Annotated in this window: 26 protein-coding genes and 1 other RNA gene; 16 read left to right on the top strand and 11 right to left on the bottom strand. The window is 60.9% G+C overall.

What is annotated here, in order from left to right:
- Positions 1-130: 130 nt before the first annotated feature.
- The 8 genes from ACZ1HA_RS02800 to ACZ1HA_RS02765 all read right to left on the bottom strand — a co-directional run bounded on the left by ACZ1HA_RS02800 (position 131) and on the right by ACZ1HA_RS02765 (position 6684).
- Positions 131-1312: an ammonium transporter gene (locus ACZ1HA_RS02800; protein ID WP_472712786.1), complete on the bottom strand. Its 1182-nt coding sequence runs from the start codon at positions 1310-1312 to the stop codon at positions 131-133.
- Positions 1313-1490: 178 nt separating this feature from the next.
- On the bottom strand, positions 1491-2198 hold the full coding sequence (locus ACZ1HA_RS02795; RefSeq protein ID WP_472712785.1) for an SDR family NAD(P)-dependent oxidoreductase: 708 nt from the start codon (positions 2196-2198) through the stop codon (positions 1491-1493).
- 23 nt (positions 2199-2221) lie between these two features.
- Positions 2222-2651, bottom strand: an RNA gene (rnpB, locus tag ACZ1HA_RS02790) — RNase P RNA component class A.
- A gap of 82 nt (positions 2652-2733) precedes the next feature.
- Positions 2734-3414, bottom strand: coding sequence for an N-acetylmuramoyl-L-alanine amidase (locus tag ACZ1HA_RS02785; protein ID WP_472712784.1), 681 nt, complete (start codon positions 3412-3414; stop codon positions 2734-2736).
- Positions 3415-3421: 7 nt separating this feature from the next.
- Positions 3422-4189, bottom strand: coding sequence for a hypothetical protein (locus tag ACZ1HA_RS02780; protein ID WP_472712783.1), 768 nt, complete (start codon positions 4187-4189; stop codon positions 3422-3424).
- A gap of 34 nt (positions 4190-4223) precedes the next feature.
- On the bottom strand, positions 4224-5711 hold the full coding sequence (gatA, locus tag ACZ1HA_RS02775; protein ID WP_472712782.1) for an Asp-tRNA(Asn)/Glu-tRNA(Gln) amidotransferase subunit GatA: 1488 nt from the start codon (positions 5709-5711) through the stop codon (positions 4224-4226).
- Positions 5711-5998, bottom strand: a complete 288-nt coding sequence (gene gatC / locus ACZ1HA_RS02770; protein WP_472712781.1) for an Asp-tRNA(Asn)/Glu-tRNA(Gln) amidotransferase subunit GatC — start codon at positions 5996-5998, stop codon at positions 5711-5713. Before gatC ends, gatA begins: the two co-directional genes overlap by 1 nt.
- Positions 5999-6027: 29 nt before the next feature.
- Complete coding sequence (locus ACZ1HA_RS02765; protein ID WP_472712780.1) at positions 6028-6684, bottom strand: ceramidase domain-containing protein; 657 nt, start codon at positions 6682-6684, stop codon at positions 6028-6030.
- A gap of 96 nt (positions 6685-6780) precedes the next feature.
- Here ACZ1HA_RS02765 and ACZ1HA_RS02760 point away from each other — a divergent pair, with 96 nt between their 5' ends.
- The gene (locus ACZ1HA_RS02760) at positions 6781-7470 is read left to right on the top strand and encodes a metal-dependent hydrolase (protein ID WP_472712779.1); all 690 of its coding nucleotides are present in this window, start codon (positions 6781-6783) and stop codon (positions 7468-7470) included.
- Between the two features lie 17 nt (positions 7471-7487).
- On the opposite strand, the gene ACZ1HA_RS02755 is transcribed toward ACZ1HA_RS02760, so the two are convergent.
- Complete coding sequence (locus tag ACZ1HA_RS02755) at positions 7488-7937, bottom strand: nucleoside deaminase (RefSeq protein ID WP_472712778.1); 450 nt, start codon at positions 7935-7937, stop codon at positions 7488-7490.
- A gap of 63 nt (positions 7938-8000) precedes the next feature.
- Between ACZ1HA_RS02755 and ACZ1HA_RS02750 the strand changes: the two genes are divergently transcribed.
- The 15 genes from ACZ1HA_RS02750 (at position 8001) to ACZ1HA_RS02680 (ending at position 24308) form a co-directional block, all read left to right on the top strand.
- Complete coding sequence (locus tag ACZ1HA_RS02750) at positions 8001-8843, top strand: pseudouridine synthase (protein WP_472712777.1); 843 nt, start codon at positions 8001-8003, stop codon at positions 8841-8843.
- A gap of 292 nt (positions 8844-9135) precedes the next feature.
- Positions 9136-10020, top strand: coding sequence for a 5-bromo-4-chloroindolyl phosphate hydrolysis family protein (locus ACZ1HA_RS02745; protein ID WP_472712776.1), 885 nt, complete (start codon positions 9136-9138; stop codon positions 10018-10020).
- Positions 10021-10047: 27 nt separating this feature from the next.
- Positions 10048-11244 (top strand): toxic anion resistance protein, encoded by a 1197-nt coding sequence (locus ACZ1HA_RS02740; RefSeq protein WP_472712775.1) that lies wholly within the window; start codon positions 10048-10050, stop codon positions 11242-11244.
- A gap of 6 nt (positions 11245-11250) precedes the next feature.
- Positions 11251-12186, top strand: coding sequence for a DUF2927 domain-containing protein (locus tag ACZ1HA_RS02735; protein ID WP_472712774.1), 936 nt, complete (start codon positions 11251-11253; stop codon positions 12184-12186).
- Positions 12187-12233: 47 nt separating this feature from the next.
- Positions 12234-13349: an SPFH domain-containing protein gene (locus ACZ1HA_RS02730; protein ID WP_472712773.1), complete on the top strand. Its 1116-nt coding sequence runs from the start codon at positions 12234-12236 to the stop codon at positions 13347-13349.
- A 6-nt stretch (positions 13350-13355) separates the two neighbouring features.
- A complete protein-coding gene (locus tag ACZ1HA_RS02725) occupies positions 13356-13769 on the top strand; it encodes a hypothetical protein (RefSeq protein ID WP_472712772.1) in 414 nt (137 codons plus the stop codon).
- Complete coding sequence (locus tag ACZ1HA_RS02720) at positions 13760-14887, top strand: TFIIB-type zinc ribbon-containing protein (protein WP_472712771.1); 1128 nt, start codon at positions 13760-13762, stop codon at positions 14885-14887. The genes ACZ1HA_RS02725 and ACZ1HA_RS02720 overlap by 10 nt, the downstream gene beginning before the upstream one ends.
- Positions 14884-15555, top strand: coding sequence for a nitroreductase (locus ACZ1HA_RS02715; protein ID WP_375228481.1), 672 nt, complete (start codon positions 14884-14886; stop codon positions 15553-15555). The genes ACZ1HA_RS02720 and ACZ1HA_RS02715 overlap by 4 nt, the downstream gene beginning before the upstream one ends.
- A complete protein-coding gene (dtd, locus tag ACZ1HA_RS02710; protein ID WP_472712770.1) occupies positions 15552-15998 on the top strand; it encodes a D-aminoacyl-tRNA deacylase in 447 nt (148 codons plus the stop codon). Before ACZ1HA_RS02715 ends, dtd begins: the two co-directional genes overlap by 4 nt.
- 41 nt (positions 15999-16039) lie before the next feature.
- Entirely contained in the window at positions 16040-17149 is a 1110-nt protein-coding gene (locus tag ACZ1HA_RS02705) for a DUF4147 domain-containing protein (protein WP_472712769.1), read from the top strand.
- A 38-nt stretch (positions 17150-17187) separates the two neighbouring features.
- Positions 17188-19179: a CocE/NonD family hydrolase gene (locus ACZ1HA_RS02700; RefSeq protein WP_472712768.1), complete on the top strand. Its 1992-nt coding sequence runs from the start codon at positions 17188-17190 to the stop codon at positions 19177-19179.
- 120 nt (positions 19180-19299) lie between these two features.
- On the top strand, positions 19300-20895 hold the full coding sequence (locus ACZ1HA_RS02695) for an ABC transporter substrate-binding protein (RefSeq protein ID WP_375228483.1): 1596 nt from the start codon (positions 19300-19302) through the stop codon (positions 20893-20895).
- A gap of 13 nt (positions 20896-20908) precedes the next feature.
- Positions 20909-21865, top strand: coding sequence for an ABC transporter permease (locus ACZ1HA_RS02690; RefSeq protein ID WP_375228484.1), 957 nt, complete (start codon positions 20909-20911; stop codon positions 21863-21865).
- Entirely contained in the window at positions 21862-22674 is an 813-nt protein-coding gene (locus ACZ1HA_RS02685; RefSeq protein ID WP_375228485.1) for an ABC transporter permease, read from the top strand. The genes ACZ1HA_RS02690 and ACZ1HA_RS02685 overlap by 4 nt, the downstream gene beginning before the upstream one ends.
- A complete protein-coding gene (locus ACZ1HA_RS02680) occupies positions 22671-24308 on the top strand; it encodes an ABC transporter ATP-binding protein (RefSeq protein ID WP_472712767.1) in 1638 nt (545 codons plus the stop codon). Before ACZ1HA_RS02685 ends, ACZ1HA_RS02680 begins: the two co-directional genes overlap by 4 nt.
- A gap of 58 nt (positions 24309-24366) precedes the next feature.
- Here the strand turns inward: ACZ1HA_RS02680 and ACZ1HA_RS02675 are convergent, their stop codons facing one another.
- Both ACZ1HA_RS02675 and ACZ1HA_RS02670 read right to left on the bottom strand, forming a co-directional pair.
- Positions 24367-24894, bottom strand: coding sequence for a VPLPA-CTERM sorting domain-containing protein (locus ACZ1HA_RS02675; protein WP_472712766.1), 528 nt, complete (start codon positions 24892-24894; stop codon positions 24367-24369).
- A gap of 286 nt (positions 24895-25180) precedes the next feature.
- Positions 25181-25678, bottom strand: coding sequence for a hypothetical protein (locus ACZ1HA_RS02670; RefSeq protein WP_472712765.1), 498 nt, complete (start codon positions 25676-25678; stop codon positions 25181-25183).
- Positions 25679-25865: the final 187 nt, after the last annotated feature.

Here is a 25865-nt window from a genome sequence, read left to right as displayed (position 1 = left end):
CCGGCTTTTACCCGGATGCGGGCCTGAGTCAACCGCAAAAGCCGGGCCTGGCGTTCATTTCATGTATGCTTCCGGCAAAAGCCCGGAGCATGTTGCGCCCCGGGCTTTTACCTCGTTTCATTTGCGCCGTTTAAGACGACATATCATAGGCGCGTTCGCCATGGGCGCTGAGATCCAGACCGGTCGTTTCCTCTTCATCCGACACCCGCAGCGGCACGACAGCCCGCACCACCAGGATGATCACAACGGTCGTGACAAGCGTCCAGACACCGACCACCGCCAGACCGCCCAGCTGCGCCGTCCAGGATGCATGACCGAATACCGCCAGCATTATGATGCCGAACATGCCGCCCACACCGTGCACCGCAAAAACGTCCAGCGTGTCATCGATGTTCAGCACGTTTTTCACGACCCCGCAGAGTTCCTGACACATAATGCCCGCGACGGCCCCGATCAGAAGTGCCTCAACGGGACTGACTGAGCCCGAGGCCGGTGTGATGGAGGCGAGACCAGCGATTGTACCGGTGACCATGCCAACCAGCGACGCCTTGCCGTAGCGGAACTTTTCCCAGCCTGCCCATGTCAGCGACGCCGTCGCCGCAGAGATGTGGGTCACGGTCAGCGCCATGGCGGCGCCCCCGTCCGCTGCAAGCTGCGATCCGCCATTAAAGCCAAACCAGCCGACCCACAGCATGGCAGCCCCGATCATCACCATGCCCGGGTTATGGGGCGGTACGTTCTTGTTGCTCCGCGGCCCGAGCATAGCGGCCAGCACAAGGGCTGCGATACCTGCTGTCTGGTGCACGACAATACCACCGGCAAAGTCGTTTACGCCATCGGCAAACAGGGACCATTCAGCGCCGGCCAGCAGTCCCCCGCCCCAGATCCAGTGCGCGACCGGTGCATAGCAGATCAGCATCCACAGGCCGGAAAACGCCATGACAAAGGCGTATCCGATACGTTCAACATAGGCACCAACGATGAGCGCCGGTGTGATGATAGCGAAAGTCATCTGAAAGGCGAAAAAGAGTACTTCCGGGATAGTGCCCGATACCGTCTCGGCATCAACGCCGTTCAGAAAGGCCTTGCCCAGACCGCCCCACCAGGCGTTCCCGTCGCCAAAGGCAATTGAGTAGCCAAGCGCCAGCCAGAGAATGCTCATCAGACAGGCAATCGAGAAGCACTGCATGAAAACACTCAGCACGTTGCGCGCCCGCACAAGCCCGCCATAAAACAGCGCCAGTCCCGGCAGCGTCATAAACAGCACAAGCGCCGTTGCCACGATGATCCAGGCGGTATCCGCACCAACCATGATTCTTTCCTCCCCACGTCAGAATTGCGCTGTGGGTGGAACAAAGACCTGCCGAATAAAACAGCAGAAACCACACATGGTGCCCGTTTATGCGCCAATTCTGAAAACGCCTCAAAATTAAGCGCTCTGGGCGGGCTTGTGGTGAAAAAAGCGGCGCGTTGAAATCACCGCTTCACCCTCAAAGCTCGACGCGCACTTCATGCATCCACAGCTTCGCAGGCCGTGACAGCATGAACACCACGACGTCCGCGAGGTCATCGGGTTCGGTGAAAATATGGTTCGGAACGTCCTCGCCTGCCTTGGCAAACATGCCGGTGTTGGTCCCGGACTGATACAGGCCCGCAACACGCACACCGGTTTCCGCTTCGTCTGTTTTCAGAACGTCCGTAAATCCGCGCATCCCGTATTTGGTCGCCGTGTAGACCGACTGTCCGGCCTGCGCCACGACACCCGACTTCGAGATGACATTCAGAACAGCCGCCTCGCCACGGGTACGCAAACCGGGCAACAATGCCCGTGTGAGCTGGATTGTGCCCGTCAGGTTCGTGCGGATCGTCGCCTCAAGCATATCTTCGGTAATCGTGTCCAACGGCCCGGTTTTGTGCCAGATGCCCGCGTTGTTCACCAGAATATCAGGCGCACCGACACGCTGTGGAATCTCGGTGGCGACAGCAGCAATCGCGGCAGGGTCCGTCATGTCACAAACAATTCCCGCAGCTTTCGGCGCACCGGCCGCAGTCATCTCAGCCTCTACAGCTTCAAGCCGTTCAGTGTTCCGCCCGAGCGCCGCGACACCGCAACCGGCCGCCGCCAGCTTCAGACAGATATGTCGGCCGATCCCGTCGCTGCCACCCGTGACAACTGCTGTTTTCCCTTTAAGCTCCATGACTTGATCCTTCTGATTTTCAGGTGCGTGGAAGGCCTGTAAGCCGGATTCTGTTCCCCGGGGGCGAACCCCGGATCGATGACCATTCCTCTGACTGCCCGGTTGCCCGGACAGCTATAGCTGCCAACCCGGATCTGCGGGGGCAAAAGCGGCCCCGTCCGGTCACCCGGACACGCGATCCCTATTTGGCATTGCTCCCGGTGGGGCTTGCCATGCCGCACCCGTTGCCAGGCACGCGGTGGGCTCTTACCCCACCGTTTCACCCTGACCAGGTGCCGGTTTCGGTTGCCCGACCCTGCATCTGGCGGTCTGTTTTCTGTGGCGCTTTCCGTCGGGTTCCCGGAAGGTTTCCCCGCCGCTCCCCGCCCGGGCGTTACCCGGCACCGCTGCTTTTCGGAGTCCGGACTTTCCTCGACACCGTTTGACCGGTGCCGCGGCCATCCGGCCTTCCACGCGTTGCGCGTCTTGCGCGCAATTGACAGCCCAGTCAATGGGCATATTCAGAAATGCAGAGGCGACTGCACTAAGGCATCTGTCACGCGGCACCGAAGTCATTGAGGTAAGACAACATCACCAAGCGGTCCGCACCGTTCGGAGGCCCTCCCGATGCAGGCAGGAACCGGTCGCGGAAAGACTGCAGCTTGGCAGACAGGGGCCCGTCGGCAGTGTACCCGATTTCCGCCAGGAGTTCTGTACATTCTGCTGGATCGAACCCGTCACGAAAAAGCTCTGTAACAGGTTGAAAATCAGGCGAGGCAGCGAGGCCACGCATCTGCAGCCGCGCCCAGTCAAAGCGCGGCCCGGGGTCTGTTTTGCGGCCTGGGGCCATGTCGGAATGTCCGATCACGTTTGTCGGTAAAATTTCCCAGCGTTGCACAATGTCCCTCAGGAGGTTCTCGAGCGCCGCCATCTGCGGTTCCGGGAACGGATGTGCACCGGTATTATCCAGCTCAATACCGATCGAGCGGGAGTTGATATCCTCCAGCCCACGCCACGCGCCTGCGCCCGCGTGCCAGGCACGGTGTTCTTCGTCCACGAGACGGGTCACGGCGCCCTGCCTGTCGATGATGTAATGTGCAGACACTTCCGCTGCCGGATCGCTCAGGCGGGCAATCGCCGCTTCGGCGCTTTCCATCGCGGTGTAGTGAATGACAACAATCTCCGGAAGAAGGCCGTTTTTTCGCGGCCCAAAGTTCGGAGACGGGCGGTGCAGCACGGCCGCTTCAGCCCTGAGATGCCTTGCGGAAGGGCGTCGGATCCCAGGCGCAGGCATACCCATCACCATCCGGATCCAGCCCCAGACGGTCACGTGCGGGGCCGCCCCGCTCCAGAAATTCAATCTGAGCAAGATCAGGTGACGCGTATTTTGCACAGTTCCGTTCAGCGCGTGCCGCCCCGTTCAGGCCTGCGCGCGCATAGACGCGTGCGCCGACCGGGTGCGATGTCTGCAGTGCAAAGGCCACGACATTGGGCTGGCTGTCACCGCTGCGTTCCGGCAGCGCCTGAGGCTGCACAACCTGATACTGAGCCCGGTTGCGTTCGATGCGCGCAGCATCACTTTCAATCGTCTGGCGGCCTGCGACTGCTTCAAAGTCATTCTCGTCTGAAATACCCGGATTGTTCACCACCACCGGCGCCGGATTTGACGGGCTGGCCTGCACTGGTTCAATACCGGAGTTCAGCGCGGCGCTGTCCGGTGCGGGACCGGTGCGTGTCTGATTCAGGACGCGCGTGGTTTCTGCGGCGGTGGCTTCGGCAGAGCCCGGAACCGGGCTGACACCCGTTACGGGCGGCGGGGCGCCGGTGCCTCCGACGGGCGCGCGGACCGTTTCCGGCACCCGGAACTGGCTGTTCTGCAGGGCCGCATCGCGCGCCTGCTGTTCCTCGAACGAGGTGCCGAAACCGACGCCCCGGGCACTGTCAGGGATCTGAGGCGCGCAGGCCGCGACCCCCGCCATCAGGAATGGAGCAAAGACAAAACGAAAACGCATGAATGAGCCTGCCGGGATTTTGATTTGCCTCAGGCTACCACCATTTTCCCGGCTTTGCCACAAAGCCCGCGGACTGCTCCAGGCGCCAGGCTGCCGACAGAAGGTCGGCTTCTGCCCAGGGCTGCCCGATCAGTTGCAGCCCGAGCGGCAGACCCTGATGGTCGAGACCTGTCGGCACTGCAACGCCGGGCAGACCGGCGAGGTTTACGGTCACGGTAAAGACGTCATTGAGATACATCGCCACGGGATCAGCATCGGTCATTTCACCGAGGCCAAAGGCAGATGAGGGTGTCGCCGGTGTCAGGATCGCGTCAATACCTTCGGCAAACACCTGCTCAAAGTCACGCTTGATTAGTGTCCGGACCCGCCGGGCCCGGTTGTAATAGGCATCATAAAAACCGGCAGACAGCACATAGGTGCCGATCATCACACGCCGCTGCACTTCCGGCCCGAAGCCTTCGGCGCGGGTTTTTTCATACATCTCCGTGATGCCATCGCCCTGTTCCAGCCGCGCACGGTGGCCATAGCGCACGCCGTCATAGCGGGCGAGGTTCGACGACGCCTCAGCCGGCGCAATGACGTAGTACGCGGGCAGCGCGTATTTTGTATGTGGCAGCGAGATATCCACGATCTCAGCCCCCGCATCCTTCATCATTGCGATGCCTTCCTGCCAGAGGGCCTCAATCTCATCGGGCATGCCATCCATGCGGTATTCCTTGGGGATGCCGATCTTTTTGCCACGGACATCGCCTGTGAGTGCCGCTTCAAAGTCCGGCACGGGCAGATCCGCGGATGTGCTGTCCTTCGGATCATGACCACACATCGCTTCGAGCATGATCGCAGCATCGCGCACGGATTTCGTCATCGGACCCGCCTGATCCAGCGAGGACGCAAAGGCAACGATGCCCCAGCGCGAACACCGGCCATAGGTCGGTTTGATTCCGACGGTGCCGGTAAACGCAGCGGGCTGACGGATTGATCCGCCGGTATCCGTGCCTGTTGCCGCAAGGCAGAGATCAGCTGCCACCGCGGCAGCCGACCCACCGGACGACCCGCCCGGTGTCAGCTGCGTGTCATCGTTGCCCCGGCGCCACGGATTGACCGCATCACCATAAACAGAGGTTTCGTTGGACGAGCCCATCGCGAATTCGTCCATATTCAGCTTACCCAGCATCACCGCACCCGCATCCGCGAGGTTCTGGCTGACCGTGCTTTCATATTCGGGCAGGAAGCCTTCGAGTATGCGTGAGCCCGCCTGGCTGGCCACACCCTTTGTGCAGAACAGGTCTTTGATGCCGATGGGCAACCCGCACATCGCGGGCGCGTCGCCCTGCGCGATCCGTGCGTCGGCAGCAGCGGCGCGGTCCAGCGCGAGTTCCGGTGTCTTGTGCACGAAGGCGTTCAGGACATCCGCCTGATCAATCGCCGTCAGGCAGGCTTCGGTCAGCTCCCGCGACGTGGTCTCGCCCGCGCGCAGCGCATCGCGTGCCTCTGCAAGGCCCAGTTCATTAAGCTTCGTCATTATTCAACCACCTTCGGCACTGCAAAGAAGCCCTCGCGCGCATCCGGCGCATTGGACAGGACTTTTTCCTGCTGGTTGCCGTCCTGCACCTCATCCACCCGACGCTTGAGCCGTTGTGGCGTGACGGAGGTCATCGGCTCCACACCTTCGACATCGACTTCGCTCAGCTGCTCAATAAAGCCCAGAATGGTGTTGAATTCCCCGGCCAGTGCCGGCAGCGCTTCGGGTTCAACCCGGATGCGGGCCAGTTTGGCCACACGCGCAGCGGTGCTCTCGTCAATCGACATTCGGTGATCCTCTTTGCTCTTGCCGCCGTTTACCGCGCGCCCGCGCTGTTGCCAAGCCTGTGCGCGTGGTAAACCGCGATCATCCAGCCCAGCATCAGACCATTGAGGAGATGCCAGGCAAAATGCGTTCCCAGCGGCAGGGCATCGCACAGCGGAATATCGAAGGTGCGGAACGTCAGTGACACAATCAAAATACCCGCTCCGATGGCCATACCCCGCGCCAGCACAGGCGCACGTCTGCGCAGCAGAAAAGCATAGATCAGAATGAGCAGCGGCACCGGAGCGTAACCTGCCGATGACCCAAACCCAGGGATCAGGCCAAACAAGGGCACAGTCAGCGCGGCATAGGGAATAAAGAGCGCCGTCAGAACAAGCGCCCGCCAGCCCCGCAGCCCCCAGCCGTCGCGGTTGATGGCGTAGAGATACAGCAGAATGAAAGCACCTATCGGAACGACATCGGCGATCGCTGACCAGACCTGCGCGTGCGTGTGAAACAGATAGCTGCCGAGCCCGATGCAGAACACGACTACACAGAGCGCGCGGGCCATGCCGTCACCGGCCGTCCGGTGCCAGAGCACGATGGCGGCGATGATAAAGGCAAGATTGGTGACCGCATTCACCGGTTCAGCCCAGTAGCCCGGGTCCATGCGCTCGCAGTAAGCGTCGATCTGGCGGGTCAGTTCCAAATTTAATCCTTTTGCGCGTTGAATTATACCAAAGGAGCCTTTTCTGCGGCGATTTCCCGGTTACTGTGCCACCTAAATCAACGGCGGAGAGGTTCAATGGATATCATCTGGATGGGACATGGCAGTTTTCGGATCGAAACCGGGGATCAGGTTCTGCTCGTCGACCCCTGGCTGACAGGAAACCCGATGCTGACCGAGGATCAGCACGAGGCGGCCACCTCGGGTGCGACCCATATCCTGATCACCCACGGCCACTTTGATCACACAGCGGATCTGGTGTCGCTTTCCAGATCGCTGTCCGCACCCGCCGTCGGTATCTATGACCTGATGGGGCATTTCGAAGAAACAGAAGGTCTCAGCACCATCGGTTTCAACATGAGCGGCAGGGTCATGCTGGGCAATGTGGCGGTCAGTATGGTGCCAGCGATGCATTCGACCTCACTGCCCGGTGCAAATGGTGCGCCTGTCGGCCGGGAGTGCGGTTACATCATCGAATCCGATGGACACACGCTGTATATCTCCGGCGATACCGGCATCATGGCGGACATGGCCTGGATCGCCGAATACTACCAGCCGGATGTCGGTATTCTGAGCGCGGGCGGCCATTTCACGATGGATATGAAAGGGGCTGCATGGGCTGCGAAGAAGTATTTTGACTTCAAAACAGTCATCCCCTGCCACTACCGGACGTTCGACATTCTGGAACAGTCTGCCGACGATCTGGCTGCGGGTCTGCCCGGCGTCGATGTAATCGAGCCGGAAGTCATGAAGCCGATCAGCCTTTGATCCATGCGCCGGTTTCGTCAGCGGCGGAACCGGAAAAAGGCCCGCAGCATGACCTCGGCCTCTTCAGCGGCGATACCGTCAAAAACCTCAGGCACGTGATGACACTGCGGATGTGCGAACACCCGCGCGCCATGGGCCAGGCCGCCTGATTTCGGATCATCCGCCCCGTAATACAACCGGCCGATCCGCGCGGCAGAAATTGCCGCAGCGCACATGGGACAGGGTTCCAGCGTTACATAGAGATCATGGCCCGGCAGCCGTTCTGACCCGGCAGCCGCGCAGGCGGCGCGGATGGCCAGAACCTCAGCGTGGGCCGTTGGATCGTTAAGCTCTCGCGTGCGGTTTCCTGCAGCAGCGACAACGCGGCCCTGCGGGTCGACCACAACGGCCCCCACAGGGACCTCATCGCGTTTCGCCGCGGCCCGCGCCTCTGACAGCGCCTGTTCCATATGTGACGTAAAGCCCATCTGATGGTGATGCCCTCAAAGGCCTCTCTTTCGCAAGACCTGCAAACAGGATATGCCGCCGGCATGAGCACTGACGAAACACCAGAAGGCGACCGCATCGCCAAGGTTCTGAGCCGCGCCGGCATCGCCAGCCGCCGCGAAGCCGAGCGCATGATCGAAGCCGGACGCGTTTCCGTCAATGGCAGGATAATCTCCTCGCCTGCCCTGAACGTCACCACCAGCGACAAAATCGCTGTTGACGGCAAGGAGGTTGGCGAACCTGATCCGCCGCGGATCTGGCTCTACCACAAACCTGTCGGCCTGGTCAGCACGGACAGCGACGAAAAGGGGCGCGACACCATCTACGACAGAATGCCCGAAGACATGCCGCGCGTCATGAGCATCGGACGGCTTGACCTGAATTCCGAAGGTCTGCTGCTTCTGACAAACGATGGCGGTGTGAAACGGCGTCTGGAGCTGCCATCGACCGGCTGGCTGCGCCGTTACAGAGTTCGCGTGAACGGACGCCCGACCGAAGAAACCTTCGAGCCATTGCGCAAAGGGATCACCGCAGAGGGTGAGACATTCCAGCCCATGGCAGTTTCGCTGGACCGACAACAGGGGGCCAATGCCTGGCTCACCGTCGGGCTGCGTGAAGGGCGCAACCGCGAAATCCGGCGCGCCATGACGGAAATCGGGCTGACCGTGAACCGGCTCATCCGTATCAGCTATGGCCCGTTCCAGCTGGGCGAACTGAAGCAGGGCGAGGTTGAGGAAGTCAGGCGCAAGGTCGTGCGGGATCAGCTGGGCCTTGATGCCGCCGATGAGCGCAACAAAGTGCAGATGCCCGCACGCGGAAAAGGATCCGGCCGCCCTGCCGTTCGCCGCGCCGCACGCCGGAAAACAACACCTGACAAACGGAAATAACCTGCGGCGGGTCCCGGTGAAAAACAGCTCCCCTTTCCCCTGCCACCGGATGCGCCGGGCCGCCACATTCAGACCATAGCATGAACGTCGGGCGCCGCACGCTCTGACAGCACAGTCTGAGCGTCTGAGCGGGACAGAAAACTGGCGCGGTTGTAAATGTGCGCATATATTCGCAGAGTGTCCGGGACGAGGGAGAGCCATGACGCCCACAACATTTCAGAAAACAGCCTATGTGGCGCTTTTGCTTGTGATGCTGGGTGTCGCATCCGGGCTTTTGTCCGGGCTCTGATTTATGGCGCAGCGTTTCGGCGGAAAATACAGCCCGAATGGCAAACCGGACAACGCGGGCGCAGGGCCCGGTGCCTACACCAGCGCGCGTGTGGATCCTGTCGGGGCGCGTGCAAATCTAATGTTTCTGCCCGCTGTTGTGTTGCTGTTCACCGCGATTTTCAATGGTGCACTTGGCCTCGCGACGGGCGTTGCCGGCGCGGGCATTCTCAGCCTTGGCGCATGGCTCCTGCGCGGTGGCCTGCAGGCAGAGGCTGCCCGGCACGCCCGCAAAGTAGCGCGCCGTCCGGCCCTGCCCCGCAAGATACTGGCCGCGCTGCTCGCAGGTGCCGGCATCGCCATGGGGGCCTTCAGCCACGGCGCAGGTATTGCCGCGGCTGTTCTCTTTGGCGTGGTTGTGGCCGGGTTGCATCTTGCTGCTTTCGGCACGGATCCGCTCAGTGACAAGGGCATGGAAGGCATCGACACGTTCCAGCAGGACCGAGTGGCCCGCGTGGTCGACGAAGCCGAAGACCACCTGCGCGCGATGTCTGACGCTCTGCGCCGCGCGAATGACCGTGAGGTCAGCGCACGTATGGAACAGTTTCAGGCCGCCGCACGCACATTGATTGCAACGGTCGAGGATGACCCGCGGGATCTGACCGCGGCCCGCAAATATCTGGGCGTTTATCTGATGGGTGCGCGCGACGCCTCGGCGAAGTTTGCAGACATTTATGCACGGTCCAGGGACACCGGTGCCAAAACAGACTATCTCGTCCTTCTGGATGACATGGAAAAGAACTTTGCAGCACGCACTGAAACGCTGCTGCTGGACGACCAGACCGATCTGACGGTCGAGATCGAGGTCCTGCGGGACCGACTGAAACGCGAAGGTGTGCGCACCGAATGACGCAGCCCGCACAAGAGAGGAACCGGAATGTCCGATAAGATACGTCAAAAAGCCGAGGCCGTACTGGCCGAGGTGGAAGAAGTAACAGCTGTTGTGCTGCCTGAACCAGCCGAAGCGACAGCGATCGTGCCACTGGCCGACGCCGATGCGCCTGTCGGCGCCGAAATCAGCAAGCGCATGGCCGAGATCGACATGACGGACACCAACTCGATTGTGTCTTTCGGCAGCCGCGCACAGGTTGAGCTGCAGGAAATCAGCCAGGCCATGCTGGGAGGTGTGCGCAACAAGGATGTTGGCCCTGCCGGTGACAGCCTGCGGAACATTGTCTCCACGATCCGTGGTTTTTCGGTCTCCGAACTGGATGTGCGCCGCAAGACCACTTTCTGGGAAAAACTGTTGGGCAAGGCCGCGCCGTTTGCACAGTTTACGGCCCGCTTTGAACAGGTTCAGGATCAGATTGACCGCATCACCGATGACCTTCTCAAGCACGAACACACGCTGCTGAAGGATATCAAATCACTTGATCTGCTCTATGACAAAACATTGCAGTTCTATGATGAACTGGCGCTCTATATCGCCGCTGGTGAAGAAAAACTGAGCGATCTCGACGAAAAGACCATCCCGGCCAAAGCCGCCGAAGTCGAGGCCGCTGCGGAAGCTGATCAGGTGATGGTTGCACAGGAACTGCGCGACCTGCGTGCCGCCCGCGATGACCTGGAGCGCCGGGTTCACGATCTCAGGCTGACCCGTCAGGTCACCATGCAGTCCCTGCCCTCTATCCGGCTGGTGCAGGAAAATGATAAATCGCTGGTCACCAAGATCAATTCGACCCTGGTCAATACTGTGCCGCTCTGGGAAACCCAGCTGGCACAGGCCGTCACCATTCAGCGTTCTGCCGAGGCCGCTGCCGCAGTACGGGACGCAAATGACCTGACGAACGAACTGCTCACGGCAAACGCAAAGAACCTGCGCGAAAGCAACAAGGTGATCCGCGAGGAAATGGAGCGCGGTGTCTTTGACATCGAAGCCGTTAAACAGGCTAACGCCGATCTGATCGGTACCATCGAAGAAAGCCTGCAGATTGCCGACGAGGGCAAGGCACGCCGTGCCGCGGCCGAGACGGAGTTGCAGGAGATGGAAACCCGCCTGCGTGATACCCTAGCCGCTGCCAAAGCGCGGGGTGACGGCACTGGCGATAACGCCGGCACCGCTGTGCCGGGCTGACCGGGAATGCCGGCTGGCAAGTTCAGAAAGACCGCTGCGGCGCTGGCATTGCTGGCGCTGACGGCATGTGACATGCCACTGGCGACCAGTGCCACACCGAAGCCCCGCCCGACACAGAGTGCACCGGTTGATATCAGACCGACCTCCGAGGAAAGCGCGGCGTTGCGCAGCTATTTTGGCCAGGTTCAGACCGCACAGCTGAACCAGGGCCTGTTGCGCACCGACGGCGGAGGACCGGACACACCGTTTACGGCGGATATGCTGGCGCGGAACTTTGAGCAGATCGTGTTTTTCAACGAATACGCCCGTGCGCTGCAGGGTCGCGGCGGTGAAAGTCCGTTGCGGCGCTGGGATGCGCCGGTGCGTATGAAAGTGATCACCGGCCCCGGCCTGCCCCCCTCACAGGCGCGCGGAGACACGGAAACCATCCGCGAATATGCCCGGCGGCTTTCCGGGATCACCGGCCACCCGATCAGCTTTTTCGGCCGCCCGAACTTCGTGGTCATCGTCGCATCCGAGGACGACCGTGACATGGCACTGAACCAGGCCGCGGCTGAAATACCCGGCATCTCGGCCCAGAGCCTCGACGCACTCCGCAATCTGAACCGCGACACTTATTGCGCTGTCGCAGCCTATGCCGCAGGTGCCGGTGCAAATACCTACACAGCTGCCGTGGCCCTGATCCGCGCGGAAAACCCCGGGCTTCTCCGCCAGAGCTGCATCCATGAGGAACTGGCCCAGGGACTGGGTCTGGCAAACGACAGCCGCGATGCGCGCCCGTCAATCTTTAACGATGACGACGAATTTGCGCTGCTCACCAGGCACGACGAACTGCTGCTGCGGATGCTTTACGATGACCGTCTCAGCCCCGGGATGACGGCCGATGAAGCAGCACCCATGACACGGATTATGGCGCGTGAACTGATCAGCGGGCCACTCTGAATAACCTCATGCAACACATGAGAAAGAACACGCAAAGGACTGAGTAAATGGGAATTTTTGATTTTCTTTCCGGCGAATTTATTGATGTCATCCACTGGACAGATAACACGCGGGACACCATGGTCTGGCGGTTTGAGCGCGAAGGACATGAGATTAAATACGGCGCGAAGCTGACAGTCCGCGAAGGACAGGCAGCGGTGTTTGTGCACGAAGGCCAGTTGGCCGATGTCTTCACACCCGGTCTCTACATGCTCGAGACAAACAATATGCCGGTCATGACGACGCTGCAGCACTGGGACCATGGTTTCCGCAGCCCTTTCAAGTCCGAGATTTATTTCGTCAACACCACCCGGTTCAACGATCTGAAATGGGGTACAAAGAATCCGGTGATCTGCCGCGATCCCGAGTTTGGCCCCGTGCGGCTGCGTGCCTTCGGAACCTACTCGATCAAAGTGTCGGATCCCGCGAAGTTCCTCGTGGAAATCGTTGGAACGGATGGTGAATTCACGATGGACGAGATCAGTTTTCAGATCCGCAACATCATCGTGCAGGAATTCTCGCGCACTCTGGCGCGCGCCGGTATTCCGGTCATGGATATGGCGGCGAATACGCGCGAACTCGGCCAGCTGGTAGGACGCGAAATCGAAGCTCAACTGGCCGAATACGGACTGTCGATGCCAGAATTATACATCGAAAACATATCTCTGCCGCCCGCAGTTGAAGAAGTGATGGACAAGCGCTCCTCTATGGGCGTGATCGGCAATCTGAACGAATACATGCAGTTCCAGGCCGCAGAGGCGCTTGGGCGCGACGGTGCGGGCGCTGCCGCGATCCAGGCGGGTCTGGGCGCGGGTCTGGGCATGCAGATCGGCCAAGCAGCCGCGCAGCAACAGGGGCCATGGGGCGCTCGTGCTGCGACACCAGCCGCCGTGCCGCCCCCGCCGCCACCGGTGGAGCATGTGTGGCACATCGCCGAAAATGGTCAGACCAAGGGACCCTACTCCAAGGCTGCACTGGGACGCATGGCAACCGATGGCGCGCTGACCCGCGAAACACTGGTCTGGACGCCTGGGCAGGACGGCTGGCTGGCCGCGGGCGAGGTCACAGAACTGGCCCAGCTGTTCACAGTGCTGCCGCCACCGCCGCCGCCACCGGCGGGCTGACGCGCAATGAGGCGTCCCGCCACCATAGGGCTGCACTGGACGGTTCTGATTTTGCTGCTGCTTTTGCTCGCGGCGGGCTCGACGCACGCGGTGCTCTCCTGGCTGTTCGGTCTGGCAGGGTTGGCAATGTGCATGCTGGCGCTGGCGTGCGGGCTGATGAATGGCCCCGGCCCCGTTCTGAGCGGTGCGCTGCGCCGGGCGCATCCGTGGGCCAACCGGGGGATGTATCTGCTGCTTGGGGTCTGCAGCCTGTCCGTTCTGACCCCGCAACTGGGTTTTTCTCTGCCCGGACCGGGCCCGCGCGATCTTTTGGTCGGACTGCTTGGTGCAGGTCTGCTGCATGGCATTTTCAATCTCTGGCGGACCACCGCGCTGGGTGACGGCGCGCTGCGCCGCATGTTACCGAGAGGATGGCTGTGAGCGACGCGACGACCGAGAGTCCGCCGCCTGCGCCGGCGGCTGAGCATCACTTCCCCTGTGACACCTGCGGGGCCGATCTGAGATTTGATCCGGCGCACGGACAGATGCGCTGCGATCACTGCGGCAACACCGAAGCAATGGACCATGGTCCATGGGCCGCGGCCAGCATCCGCGAGCTCGACTTCCGCGCGGCTCTCGGGGATTCATTGCCAAAAACAGATATGGAGGAAACCCGGGTTTCCAAATGCCCCAACTGTGCGGCGGAGGTGGAATTCGACCCTGCGGTTCATGCAACAGAATGCCCCTTCTGCGCCACGCCGGTCGTTGCTGACACGGGCACCCACAGGCATATCAAACCCCGCGCGGTTCTGCCCTTTGCCTTTGATGAGGCGGCAGCACACAGCGCCATGAGCGACTGGCTGGGCGGTCTGTGGTTTGCGCCGGGCGGCCTGCAGGCTTACGCACGCAAAGGGCGGCACATGCAGGGTATTTATGTGCCCTACTGGACGTTCGATGCGGATACGAAGTCCCGGTACACTGGCGAACGTGGAACATTTTATTACGAAACCCGCACTGTGACCCGCAACGGCAAGACCTCGCAGGTGCGCGTCGCGCGCGTGCGGTGGCGGTCTGCCTCGGGCCGCGTTGCGCGCTTTTTTGATGACGTGTTGGTGCTTGCCTCACGCAGCCTGCCAAAGAAATTCACCGATGGCCTGGCCCCCTGGGATCTGGCAGCACTTGAGCCTTACACGCCCGAGTATCTCGCCGGATTCCGCGCCGAAGGCTACGCGGTATCATTGGAGGACGGTTTCCGCGAGGCCCGCGAACAGATGGATGCAACCATTGCACGGGACATTCGGTTTGACATCGGCGGTGACCGCCAGCGCATCCACAGCGTGGACACGCGGGTCAGCGATGTGACCTTCAAACACATCCTTCTGCCCGTCTGGCTCGCCGCCTACAAATACCGCGGCCAGACCTACCGCTTTGTCGTGAACGGGCGGACGGGTCGGGTCCAGGGCGAACGTCCCTGGTCTGCCGTGAAAATCGCGCTCGCTGTGATTGGTGTCGCCATTCTCGCGGCTGGGGCTGCCTATTTTTATGCGATGAACCAATGACAAGATTTGATGCACTGACCGGCTTGCTTGACGACAGATACTCCTGCCGGGCCTTCCGCGCCGACGAGGTTCCGCGCAGCGACATCGAACGCATCATCGACGCCGCCCGGCGGGTCCCCTCCTGGTGCAATGCCCAGCCCTGGCAGGTAACGATCACCTCGGGTGCCGCGACGGAAATGTTTCGCACGGCGCTTCAGGCAGAGGTGGCTGCGGGCACACCCGCACCGGATCTGGCCGCACCCGAAGGGTATCCGGGCGTATATGGCGACCGGCGGCGCACCTGTGGCTGGCAGCTCTATGAGGCGGTTGGTGTTGAAAAAGGCGACCGTGCTGCTTCAGCAAAGCAGATGATGCGCAATTTCGCGCTGTTTGACGCACCGCATGTGGCGATCATCTCCAGCCCCCGTGCACTGGGGCCCTACGGAGCCATGGATACAGGCGGGTTTGTCACAGCCTTCTCGCTCGCGGCAACGGCCTGCGGCGTGGACACGATCCCCCAGGCCGCAATCGCTTTCTATTCAGCATTTGTGCGCAGGTACTTTGACCTTGGAGACGACCGGCTGGTGCTCTGTGCCATATCCTTCGGTTATGCCGACACGGACCATCCCGCCAACAGTTTCCGCACCGACCGTGCAACCGTCGACGACATCGTGGACTGGCGGACATGAGAGTGCTGCTGCAACGCATCAGCGAAGCCAGCGTGGCGACAGGCGGCGAGACTGTGGGCCGTTCCGGGCCCGGTCTGCTTATCCTTGTCTGCGCCATGCCCGGGGACACCGATGAGACGGCGCGTGCGCTGGCGGCCAAAGTATCAAAGCTGCGGATTTTCCACGATGACGACGGTCGCATGAACCTCTCAGTGGTCCAGACCGGCGGATCAGCACTTGTGGTGAGCCAGTTCACGCTGGCCGCGGATACATCACGCGGCAACAGACCCGGGTTTTCGGGTGCCGCGCGCCCCCCGGAAGCTGAAGAGCTTTATCTGGCCTTTGCACATCATCTGCGCGATCTGGGCATCGCAACCGAAACCGGGCGTTTTGGAGCCGATATGAAGGTCAGTCTGGTAAACGACGGGCCCGTGACCATCTGGCTGGACACGGAAAACCCCTGAGCGCCATTGCCATTCTGCGGAAATCACGACAAAACCTGCGCATGCAAAAAGACGATCTGCTACAGAGGCTTTTTCAGGCCGGTGTCCGCGCGGTGCGCGGCGACGTTTCCGTAACTGCGGCACTGGACAGCGCGCCCTGCCCGGTGCCGGATCAGATTATCGCGGTCGGAAAGGCCGCAACAGCCATGGCAGGCGCTGCTGCAACGCGTTTTCCGGATACGCCAATGCTGATCGTAACGAAATACGATCATGCTGACGGCGCGCCTGCCCATGCCCACGTCATCGAAGCCGCGCACCCGGTGCTTGATGAAAACTCCCTCATGGCAGGGCGACGGATACGTGAAACCGTGTCTTCTATGGCCCCCGGCAGTCATCTGTTGATGCTTGTGTCGGGCGGCGCCTCCGCGCTGGCTGAGGACCCGGTTGATGGGCTCGATCTCGCCGGGCTCAGCGAGCGGGCGCGCGCAATGCTGGCCTCCGGCGCGGACATTCACGAGATGAACGCCGCGCGCAAAAAACTCAGCCGCGTCAAAGGCGGCGCGCTGCTGAGCAATTTCAAAGGCGCGCGCGTGACGACGCTGGCCATTTCTGACGTCGAGGGAGACGCGCTGGCTGTTATCGGCAGCGGGATCGGCGATGCGCCCGAGGGTGCCGGTTTTGAGTTTGTGCCGCAGATCGTTGCCAGTAATGCGATTGCGCGGTCCGCCGTGGCCGCTGAGGCGGCCCGTCTCGGCATTCCGCTGATAACGGACGAAGAATCGCTTTATGACGATGTCAACGCGGTCGCGGGCCGTATTGCAGACAAGCTGAGCAACGGGGCTCCCGGATTGCATCTCTTTGGCGGCGAGCCCACGGTTGTTCTGCCGGACAATCCCGGTGAAGGCGGGCGGAACCAGGCCCTTGGCCTGCTGCTGGCACGCGAAATATCGGGCACCGGGGGGCTGCAGGTCCTTGTGGCCGGCACCGATGGCACGGACGGGCCCACGAGTGCTGCTGGTGCAGTCGTGGATGGCGCTGTCTGGTCGCCAGACGGGCAGGATGCCCTGGATCGGGCCGATGCCGGGCCCTGGCTCGCAGCACGTGATGCGCTGCTGACCACCGGGCCGACCGGAACAAACGTCATGGATCTCATCATAGCACTCAGGCGCTGACCCTTGACAGAATCTGTCACCGGCGCAACCGTCGCCCCATGACTGCTGCCAATACCCTGCGCGACATCGAGGAGTTACCCGATGTGGGCATCACCCTTTCAGACGGATGCAGATTGTCTGCACGCGTCTGGCGCCCGAAAGATGCCGGTGCAAACCCGGTTCCTGCCATTCTTGAATATCTGCCCTACCGCAAGCGCGACGGGACCTGCGCGCGCGATGCGCTGACCCATCCGTGGTTTGCCGCGCGCGGGTATGCCTGCATTCGCGTTGATATGCGCGGCAATGGCGACAGCGAAGGCCTGATGGAGGACGAATACACCCCGCAGGAACAGGCCGATGCGGTCGAGGTGATCAACTGGCTGGCCGCTCAGGACTGGTGCATCGGCACGGTCGGTATGATGGGCATCAGCTGGGGCGGGTTCAACGGGCTGCAGGTGGCGGCACTGGCACCTGACCCACTGAAGGCGGTCATTACACTGTGCTCCACCGTCGACCGGTTTGCCGACGACATCCATTATAAAGGCGGCTGCCTGCTGAACGAAAACCTGGGCTGGGGGGCCACTATGTGGGCCTATTCGTCCCGCGCACCTGATCCGGCGTTGCGGGAGAACTGGCGGGAACTCTGGCTGCAGCGCCTCGAGAACGAACCGTTTCTGCCGTCCGTGTGGCTGCGCCATCAGCGGCGGGACGACTACTGGCGGCATGGATCGGTGATCGAGGACTACAGCGCAATCAAAGCAAAAGTGCTGGCCGTCGGTGGCTGGGGCGACGCCTACAAAAACGCGGTGCCGCAGCTCGTGCAGAACCTGCCCGACGCCAAAGGCATCGTTGGCCCCTGGGTACACAAATACCCGCATTTTGCCGTGCCTGAACCCCGCATCGGTTTCCTGCAGGAAGCACTGCGGTGGTGGGACCACTGGCTGAAAGGCGAGGATACCGGCGTTAAAGACGATCCGGATTACCGGGCATTTGTGATGGACGGCGTACGCCCCGAACGGTGGTATACCGAACGTGCAGGCCGGTGGGTGACTGAGCAGGACGGAGCCGCCGCACACATCCCCTACCGGACGCTCTATTTCACTCGAGATGGCCTGTCTGACGGTCCTGCACGGCTGATGGCTGCAATCAACTCGCCGCAGGACTGCGGCGCGGAGGCCGGGGAATACTGCGCGATCTGGCTGGGGCCCGAAATGCCCGGCGACCAGCGGGATGATGACACGAGGTCCCTGTGCTATGACACCGGTCCGCTGGACCACGACACGGACGTTTTTGGCAGTGCAGTGGTCAGACTGTCGGTGGCATCGGACAAGCCACAGGCACAGATCGCGGTCCGTCTGGGGCATGTGCACCCCGACGGAGCGGTGACGCGGATCACCTATGGCGTTCTGAACCTGAGCCACCGCAACGGGTCAGGATCACCCGAACCAATGCGGCCGGGCGAAATCGTGGATGTTGAACTGAAACTGGACCAGATCGCCTATCGGGTGCCGGCCGGTCACAGGCTCCGGGTCTCGCTGTCAGATGCCTACTGGCCGCTTGTCTGGCCCTCTCCGGAAAAAACGAAGCTCACACTGACCGCCGGGACACTGCACCTGCCTGTGCGGCGCACCGCGAAGCGCCCGGAATGCGCGTTTCCGCCTCCTGACGCCGCCCCGCCCTGGAACACCACAACACTGCGCGAGGCCAGTAACAGCAGACGCCGGGAAACAGACATGGGAACGGGAAACGTGCACCTACATATCCTCGACGATTTCGGCAAGGTGCAGGACGATGAACACGGTCTGATTTCCGGGGCCATCGCCCGTGAAACATGGAGCATCCACCCGGACGACCCGCTGTCCGCACGGGGGACATGCCACTGGACGGAAGAAATGGAGCGGGATGGCATCCGACTGCGCACGGAAACCACCTGTGAGATGTGGTCAGATGCCACCACTTTCTATCTCCGGGCGCGGCTGGAAGCATGGGAGAATGACAAACTGATCTACGAGCGCGATCACTCAGACCAGATCGCCCGGGACCACCTGTGACCCTGGACTCATCAAATATCGCCGATAGGCCTTGCGACACCGTGAGAAATGCGCAAGCCTGAAACCATAACGCAAAAGCAAAAAATGAGCAGCCAATGCTGTTCCAACCGGGAGAAACCAATGGACAATCAACTCAAACACCTCAGTGAACGTGTGACCAAAGGCCTGATGACGCGCCGGGAGTTTGTCGGCCGCGCCGCTGCACTGGGCGTCACAGCCGCCGTCGCAAATTCGATGCTGGCCACGGCTGCGAAGGCCGCAGGGCCGGTCCGCGGTGGTACGCTGAAGCTTGGCGCGCAGGGTGGTGAAAGCACAAACACGCAGGATCCGGCGCTGACCGCATCGGAAGTACCGCTCAACAACCTGCGCTGCTGGGGTGAAACGCTTGTCGACGTGGACGAAAAAGGCCAGCTGGACATGCGGATGGCTGAAAGCGTCGAGGCCTCTGCAGATGCGAAACAATGGGTCTTCAAAATCCGCAAGGGCATCCCGTTCTCGAACGGCCAGGATATGACGCCGGATGATGTGCTGAAGACCATGCAGCGCCATTCGAACGAAGACAGCCAGTCCGGTGCTCTCGGCATCATGCGCGGCATCGAGAGCATGAGCGTCGATGGTGACAACTTCATCGTAAACCTGGTGACCGGTAACGCCGACCTGCCCTATCTGATGGCAGACTACCACCTGATGATCCAGCCCGGTGGCGGCATGGACAATCCTGGTGCCGGCATCGGCACAGGCCCCTATACCATCGAATTTGACGAGCCTGGCGTGCGCCACGGCTTCAAGCGCCGCGACGACTACTGGGATGCAGATAACCGTGGTTTCGCCGATGCGGTCGAACAGCTTGTTCTGAACGATGCCACAGCACGTACAGCAGCGCTGCAGTCCGGTCAGGTGCATATGATCAACCGCGTTGAGCCCAAGGTTGCGGGTCTTCTGGACCGCGCGCCGAACCTGAGCGTGCAGTCTGTTGCAGGCCGGGGGCACTACGTCTTTATCATGCACGTAGACACGGCACCCTTTGACGTGAATGAACTGCGCCTTGCGCTGAAATATGCGATCAACCGTCAGGAAATGGTCGACAAAATTCTGCGCGGCTATGGCACAATCGGCAATGACTTCCCGATCAATGCCAGCTACCCGCTGTTTGACGACAGCATTGAGCAGCGTGAATACGACGCCGCAAAAGCTGCTGAGCATTACAAAAAGTCCGGCCACGACGGATCGCCCATCATCCTGCGCACCGCTGACGGTGCCTTCCCGGGTGCGGTCGATGCGGCAGCGCTTTTCCAGCAGTCGGCACAAGCGGCTGGCATTCCGCTGGAAATCAAGCGTGAGCCCAACGATGGTTACTGGTCTGAAGTGTGGAATGTTCAGCCGTTCTGTGCCTCTTACTGGGGTGGCCGTCCGGTACAGGATCAGATGTACTCGACAGCTTATCTGTCCACCGCTGACTGGAACGACACACGCTTCAAGGTGCCGGAGTTTGACGAAATGCTCCTGTCCGCGCGCGCCGAAATCGACGAGGGCAAGCGCAAGGAGATCTACTCCAAAATGGCGGTCATGCTGCGCAACGACGGCGGCCTGATCCTGCCGATGTTTAACGACTTTGTCGGCGCGATTGCCAACAACGTCGGCGGCTGGTTCGAAGATCCGAACGGGTCGCTCATGAACAACAAAGCCGCGATCAAGTGCTGGCTGACGGACGCGTAAGGCCGTCTGAGAGATGCACCCGATCCTCAAACTTCTGGCTCAGCGCTTAGCGCTGAGCCTCATTCTGCTCATCGCTGCTTCTGTTCTGATTTTCGCCGGCACCTCCATTCTGCCCGGCGACGTTGCACAACAGATCCTTGGCCAGTCCGCCACACCCGAAGCGCTGGAGAACCTGCGCAGCGAGCTTGGTCTCAATGATCCACCGCTGACCCGCTATTTTGCATGGCTGGGCGGGATCCTTCAGGGCGATCTCGGCACCGCACTGACCAACGGCCGCGACATCGCCGAAAGCCTTGGCGTCCGCCTTTCGAACACGCTTTTCCTCGCCTTCTGGGCCGCCGCCATTTCGGTGCCGCTGGCGATTTTCCTCGGCCTGCTTGCCGTCCGCTACAAGGACCGCTGGCCCGACAAGCTGATTTCAGGCATCACGCTGACCACGATCTCCATCCCCGAATTCATGATCGGTTACGTTCTGATCTACTGGATTTCGATCCAGTTCGGCTGGTTTTCGTCAGTGGCCATCATCAATGAATCCATGAGCCTGGGGCAAAAACTCAACGCAATCGCCATCCCTGTGATGGTGCTGACCCTTGTGGTTCTGGCGCATATGATGCGCATGACACGCGCCGCGATCCTGAACGTGATGCAGTCTGCCTATATCGAAACGGCTGAACTCAAGGGCATGCCAATGCTCAGGATCATCCGCAAACATGCCTTTCCCAATGCGATCGCCCCCATCGTGAACGTCGTTATGATCAACCTGGCCTACCTGGTTGTCGGCGTTGTGGTGGTCGAGGTGGTCTTTGCCTATCCGGGCATGGGCCAGTACCTGGTGGATCACGTGGCCAAACGGGACATCCCCGTGGTGCAGGCCTGCGGCCTGATCTTTGCGGCTGTCTATATCGGCCTGAACCTCGTCGCGGACATCGTGTCGATCCTTGCAAATCCAAGGCTGAGGCATCCGAAATGAGAATACCTCTTGCAGCCCTTATCGGCCTTTTCTTCACCGGTCTGTTCTTTGCCATGGCCATCTTTGCTCCGCTTATTGCCCCCTACGGCTTTGCCGAAGTGGTTGGCGATGTGTGGGAACCACCCTCTGACAGGTTCATGCTGGGCACCGACAGCATCGGCCGCGATCTGCTCAGCCGCATGATTTACGGCGGCCAGACCACGATCTTCATTGCGACGGCCGCAACGGCGCTGAGCTTTATCACGGGCTCCGTTCTGGGCTTCTTTGCGGCCGTCTCCGGCGGCTGGATTGACCAGGCAATCTCGCGGTTTGTCGATCTGATTATGTCGATCCCGTCGCTGATCTTTGCCCTTGTCGTTCTGTCGGTCATGCCGACCACGGTCACCATTCTGATCGTTCTGATGGGTCTTCTGGACAGTACCCGGGTGTACCGTCTGGCCCGGGCCGTCGCCGTGGATATCACGGTGATGGACTACGTCGAGGCCGCCCGCCTTCGCGGCGAAAAGACCGCCTGGATCATCTTCCGCGAGATCCTGCCCAACGCCCTGTCGCCGCTGATTGCTGAGATGGGCCTGCGGTTCATCTTTGCCGTGCTCTTTGTTTCCACCCTTTCCTTCCTGGGGCTCGGCGTGCAGCCACCGCAGGCGGACTGGGGCGGCATCGTGAAAGAGAACAAGGAAGGCATCAACTACGGCATTGCCGCAGCACTGTATCCCGCCTTTGCGATCGCGGTGCTGTGTATTTCCATCAACCTGGTGGCGGACTGGGTCCTGAACCGGACCACATCGCTGAAAGGAGGCCGGGGATGACCGAACCGCTTCTCAAAGTCCGCGGCCTCAAGATCGGAGCCACGATCTATCCGCCCGGCGAAAAATCCCGCGACATCGAAATCGTACATGGCGTCGATTTCGATCTGCAGCCGGGTAAGGTGCTTGGGCTGATCGGTGAATCCGGTGCGGGCAAATCAACCATTGGTCTTGCCTCCATGGCCTACGGGCGCGGCGGAGTGGAAATCACCGGCGGTACAGTCGAGGTCAACGGCCGTGATATCCTGCAGTCGGGTATCCGCGACGTGCGCCGTCTGCGCGGCGCGGAAGTAACCTATGTGTCCCAGTCCGCAGCGGCGTCTTTCAACCCGGCCAAAAAGATCATGGAACAGGTGACCGAAGCGGCCGTTTTCCAGGGGAAGTTCTCAAAGGCCGAGGCCGAGGAACGCGCCGTCACACTCTTTCGTAAACTGGGCCTGCCGGATCCGGACAACATCGGTCAGCGGTACCCCCACCAGGTATCGGGCGGACAGTTACAGCGGTGTATGACGGCCCTGGCACTCTGCCCCGAGCCGGACCTTGTGGTCTTTGACGAACCGACCACTGCGCTGGACGTGACGACCCAGATCGACGTGCTGGCCGCAATCAAGGAAGCAATCCGCGATACCGGTGTCGCTGCACTCTACATCACGCATGACCTCGCCGTGGTGGCCCAGGTGAGCGATCATATCATGGTGCTGCGCATGGGGGATATGGTCGAATACGGTACCGTGGACCAGATCATCAACGCCCCGCGCGAAGACTACACCAAAGCGCTGGTCTCAGTCCGCTCCATCGAGCACGAAGAGAAAAAGCCATCGCCCGATCCGGTGCTGAAGGTGGAGGGTATAACCGCCCGCTACAAAGGCACGAACTTTGATGTTCTCAAGAACATCAACGTCGATCTGCATCCGGGCCAGACCCTTGCGGTTGTCGGCGAATCCGGCTCAGGCAAGTCCACGCTTGCTCGTGTGATCACCGGTCTGCTGCCGCCCTCTGCGGGCAGAATCACGTTTGATGGCCGCACGCTGACACCCGACATGCCGACCCGTCCGATCGATGACCTGCGCGAATTGCAGATGATCTACCAGATGGCGGACACGGCCATGAACCCGCGTCAGACGGTCGGTACCATCATCGGACGGCCGCTGGAGTTCTACTTCGGCCTCAAGGGCGCTGAGAAACAGAAGCGTATCCAGGAACTGCTGGACGAGATCGAGCTGGGCGACGGTTTCCAGGACCGCTACCCTGCGGAGCTGTCCGGTGGTCAGAAGCAACGTGTCTGCATTGCGCGGGCGCTGGCCGCGAAACCCAAACTGATCATCTGCGACGAGGTCACATCGGCGCTCGACCCTCTGGTGGCTGATGGCATCCTCAAACTGCTCCTCAACCTGCAGAAAATTGAGGACGTCGCCTATCTGTTTATCACCCATGACCTGGCAACAGTGCGTGCGATCGCGGACAGTATTGCTGTGATGTTCCAGGGTGAAGTCGTCCGGTACGGGCCCAAGTCAGAGGTGCTGAGCCCGCCCTTTGACAACTATACGGACCTGCTGCTGAGTTCGGCGCCCGAGATGAAGCTCGGCTGGCTGGAACAGGTCATCGCCAGCCGCAAAATGGAAAGCGCTGGCAACTGAAGGCCGGAAAAAGCCCCCGCGCCGCGGCGCCGGGGCTTCTCCTCTCCCTCCCGACGGGTCAGCGCCGCCTGCGCTGAATGAGGAGCAGTCCACCCAACCCCACAATCAGCATCGGGAAAGACGCGGGAATAGGCACAACCGACGGACTGTCAGCAGTTGTCACATTGTCGACGCCGAAAACGTCGTTGGCCAGCCCGACAAAATCCACCCTGTCGAAGGCCTCGGTTGACAGAACTCCAAAGAACGTCGGCGTATCGTCATCGGATGGCGGCGGGGCGATCAGTTGCCCCAGCACGCCGATCTGCGTGCGCAGGAAATCGTCGTTGAAATTGAAGAAATCCGCACCAAACGCAAAAACCGGTTCATCGAAGGATATCGACGCATTCGCCCCGTCAAGCGTGAAGAAATTCAGCACAGTTGTTCCGTTCAGGTCCACTTCGGGAAAAACGGCCGGAACATCAATCAGGTTATAAAGCCCGAAACCATCCCCTTCTGCTGAGACGGTCAGCCCGCCTGCTGTAGCGGACCCCGCTGCAAAGGATCTCGTCTGCTGCCACAGACGAGAAGTCTTCGATCTCCACCTCACCGGTCAGCGCGGCCTCGAACAATGCGCGGTCCGTATACGATGTGATTGTTGCTGCTGATGCATGCCCACACACCAAAATAAGAGCGAAAGCTGTAAAAAACCTGTTCATGTCACCACCTCCATCAGAATCTTTACCAACCCAGGGTAGTACATGTCCTGTGTCTGAAGAGGCTCTGATTTCCCGTTATGCGGGAATGTGCCGAGATGCCAACTCAGGATTCTGGCACAGTCTTCGGGGACAGCCGAAAAATACGGAAAATCAACGCCTTAACGGCGCGTGCGGATGTCAGCCGGAAACCGCCTGGTGTGAGCGGAAGACAGGCAGCAACTGATCGCTGCTGTGCATTCCGGACAGGGTTTCGACCCGGCGTCCGTCAGCGTCAAACAGAAGAAGGGTTACGTGCGGGACACCGTGCTCGACCGCAAACCTCTGCCCATCCGGCGTCTTGATATCAGCAATCAGATAAACCAGATCGCACTCCCCGAACGCGCGCAGCGCCTTGCGGGTCTGTTTCTGCAGCGCAGTGCAGGTCGGGCATTGCGGATCATGCACCTGAACGACGGTGGGCTTGCCCTGCCCGATGCGGCCAAGGTCGTGCTCTGCAGCATAAGCGCGGTAAGAACCCAGGGCGAAATACCCGCCGCCACCGGCAAGTGCCAGAACCCCTGCCCCATTGCGAACGAACCGGAGCATGTCACGGCGCGTCGGGTTTTCGGAAACGGGTGCGGTCTGTTGCTGCTTCGATTTCTGCTGTGCTTTGCGTTTGTTGCGCGGTTTGCCCATGGCGCGTCCTTTCCGGTCTGGCCCGGCTGTACCATGCCCCCGCGAGGTGCGGCATCGCAAACGCACATGGGTAACAGGCGCTCACATTCCTGTGTATTTGGCGCGGGCCAGCATCGCCAACAGACGAAAAATCGCTCTTGCAAGGATGCATCCTCAGGGGCTCTGTGCGCCGGTGCGCTTTTTGCGC

This window comes from Roseobacter sp. S87 (assembly GCF_055693285.1).
The sequence above is the reverse complement of the archived record's forward strand: the minus strand, read 5'-3'. Positions and strand labels throughout refer to the sequence as shown.

What these genes read in the sequence shown, in the direction of transcription:
- ACZ1HA_RS02755 (WP_472712778.1), bottom strand. Translation starts at nt 7,937, where the DNA reads ATGGGCTTTACGTCACATATGGAACAGGCGCTGTCAGAGGCGCGGGCC.
- ACZ1HA_RS02700 (WP_472712768.1), top strand. Translation starts at nt 17,188, where the DNA reads ATGACTGCTGCCAATACCCTGCGCGACATCGAGGAGTTACCCGATGTG.
- ACZ1HA_RS02685 (WP_375228485.1), top strand. Translation starts at nt 21,862, where the DNA reads ATGAGAATACCTCTTGCAGCCCTTATCGGCCTTTTCTTCACCGGTCTG.
- ACZ1HA_RS02800 (WP_472712786.1), bottom strand. Translation starts at nt 1,312, where the DNA reads ATGGTTGGTGCGGATACCGCCTGGATCATCGTGGCAACGGCGCTTGTG.
- ACZ1HA_RS02750 (WP_472712777.1), top strand. Translation starts at nt 8,001, where the DNA reads ATGAGCACTGACGAAACACCAGAAGGCGACCGCATCGCCAAGGTTCTG.
- gatA (WP_472712782.1), bottom strand. Translation starts at nt 5,711, where the DNA reads ATGACGAAGCTTAATGAACTGGGCCTTGCAGAGGCACGCGATGCGCTG.
- ACZ1HA_RS02695 (WP_375228483.1), top strand. Translation starts at nt 19,300, where the DNA reads ATGGACAATCAACTCAAACACCTCAGTGAACGTGTGACCAAAGGCCTG.
- ACZ1HA_RS02760 (WP_472712779.1), top strand. Translation starts at nt 6,781, where the DNA reads ATGGATATCATCTGGATGGGACATGGCAGTTTTCGGATCGAAACCGGG.
- ACZ1HA_RS02795 (WP_472712785.1), bottom strand. Translation starts at nt 2,198, where the DNA reads ATGGAGCTTAAAGGGAAAACAGCAGTTGTCACGGGTGGCAGCGACGGG.
- ACZ1HA_RS02715 (WP_375228481.1), top strand. Translation starts at nt 14,884, where the DNA reads ATGACAAGATTTGATGCACTGACCGGCTTGCTTGACGACAGATACTCC.
- ACZ1HA_RS02730 (WP_472712773.1), top strand. Translation starts at nt 12,234, where the DNA reads ATGGGAATTTTTGATTTTCTTTCCGGCGAATTTATTGATGTCATCCAC.
- ACZ1HA_RS02720 (WP_472712771.1), top strand. Translation starts at nt 13,760, where the DNA reads ATGGCTGTGAGCGACGCGACGACCGAGAGTCCGCCGCCTGCGCCGGCG.
- ACZ1HA_RS02725 (WP_472712772.1), top strand. Translation starts at nt 13,356, where the DNA reads ATGAGGCGTCCCGCCACCATAGGGCTGCACTGGACGGTTCTGATTTTG.
- gatC (WP_472712781.1), bottom strand. Translation starts at nt 5,998, where the DNA reads ATGTCGATTGACGAGAGCACCGCTGCGCGTGTGGCCAAACTGGCCCGC.
- ACZ1HA_RS02740 (WP_472712775.1), top strand. Translation starts at nt 10,048, where the DNA reads ATGTCCGATAAGATACGTCAAAAAGCCGAGGCCGTACTGGCCGAGGTG.
- ACZ1HA_RS02705 (WP_472712769.1), top strand. Translation starts at nt 16,040, where the DNA reads ATGCAAAAAGACGATCTGCTACAGAGGCTTTTTCAGGCCGGTGTCCGC.
- ACZ1HA_RS02670 (WP_472712765.1), bottom strand. Translation starts at nt 25,678, where the DNA reads ATGGGCAAACCGCGCAACAAACGCAAAGCACAGCAGAAATCGAAGCAG.
- ACZ1HA_RS02735 (WP_472712774.1), top strand. Translation starts at nt 11,251, where the DNA reads ATGCCGGCTGGCAAGTTCAGAAAGACCGCTGCGGCGCTGGCATTGCTG.
- ACZ1HA_RS02680 (WP_472712767.1), top strand. Translation starts at nt 22,671, where the DNA reads ATGACCGAACCGCTTCTCAAAGTCCGCGGCCTCAAGATCGGAGCCACG.
- ACZ1HA_RS02745 (WP_472712776.1), top strand. Translation starts at nt 9,136, where the DNA reads ATGGCGCAGCGTTTCGGCGGAAAATACAGCCCGAATGGCAAACCGGAC.
- ACZ1HA_RS02780 (WP_472712783.1), bottom strand. Translation starts at nt 4,189, where the DNA reads ATGCGTTTTCGTTTTGTCTTTGCTCCATTCCTGATGGCGGGGGTCGCG.
- ACZ1HA_RS02690 (WP_375228484.1), top strand. Translation starts at nt 20,909, where the DNA reads ATGCACCCGATCCTCAAACTTCTGGCTCAGCGCTTAGCGCTGAGCCTC.
- dtd (WP_472712770.1), top strand. Translation starts at nt 15,552, where the DNA reads ATGAGAGTGCTGCTGCAACGCATCAGCGAAGCCAGCGTGGCGACAGGC.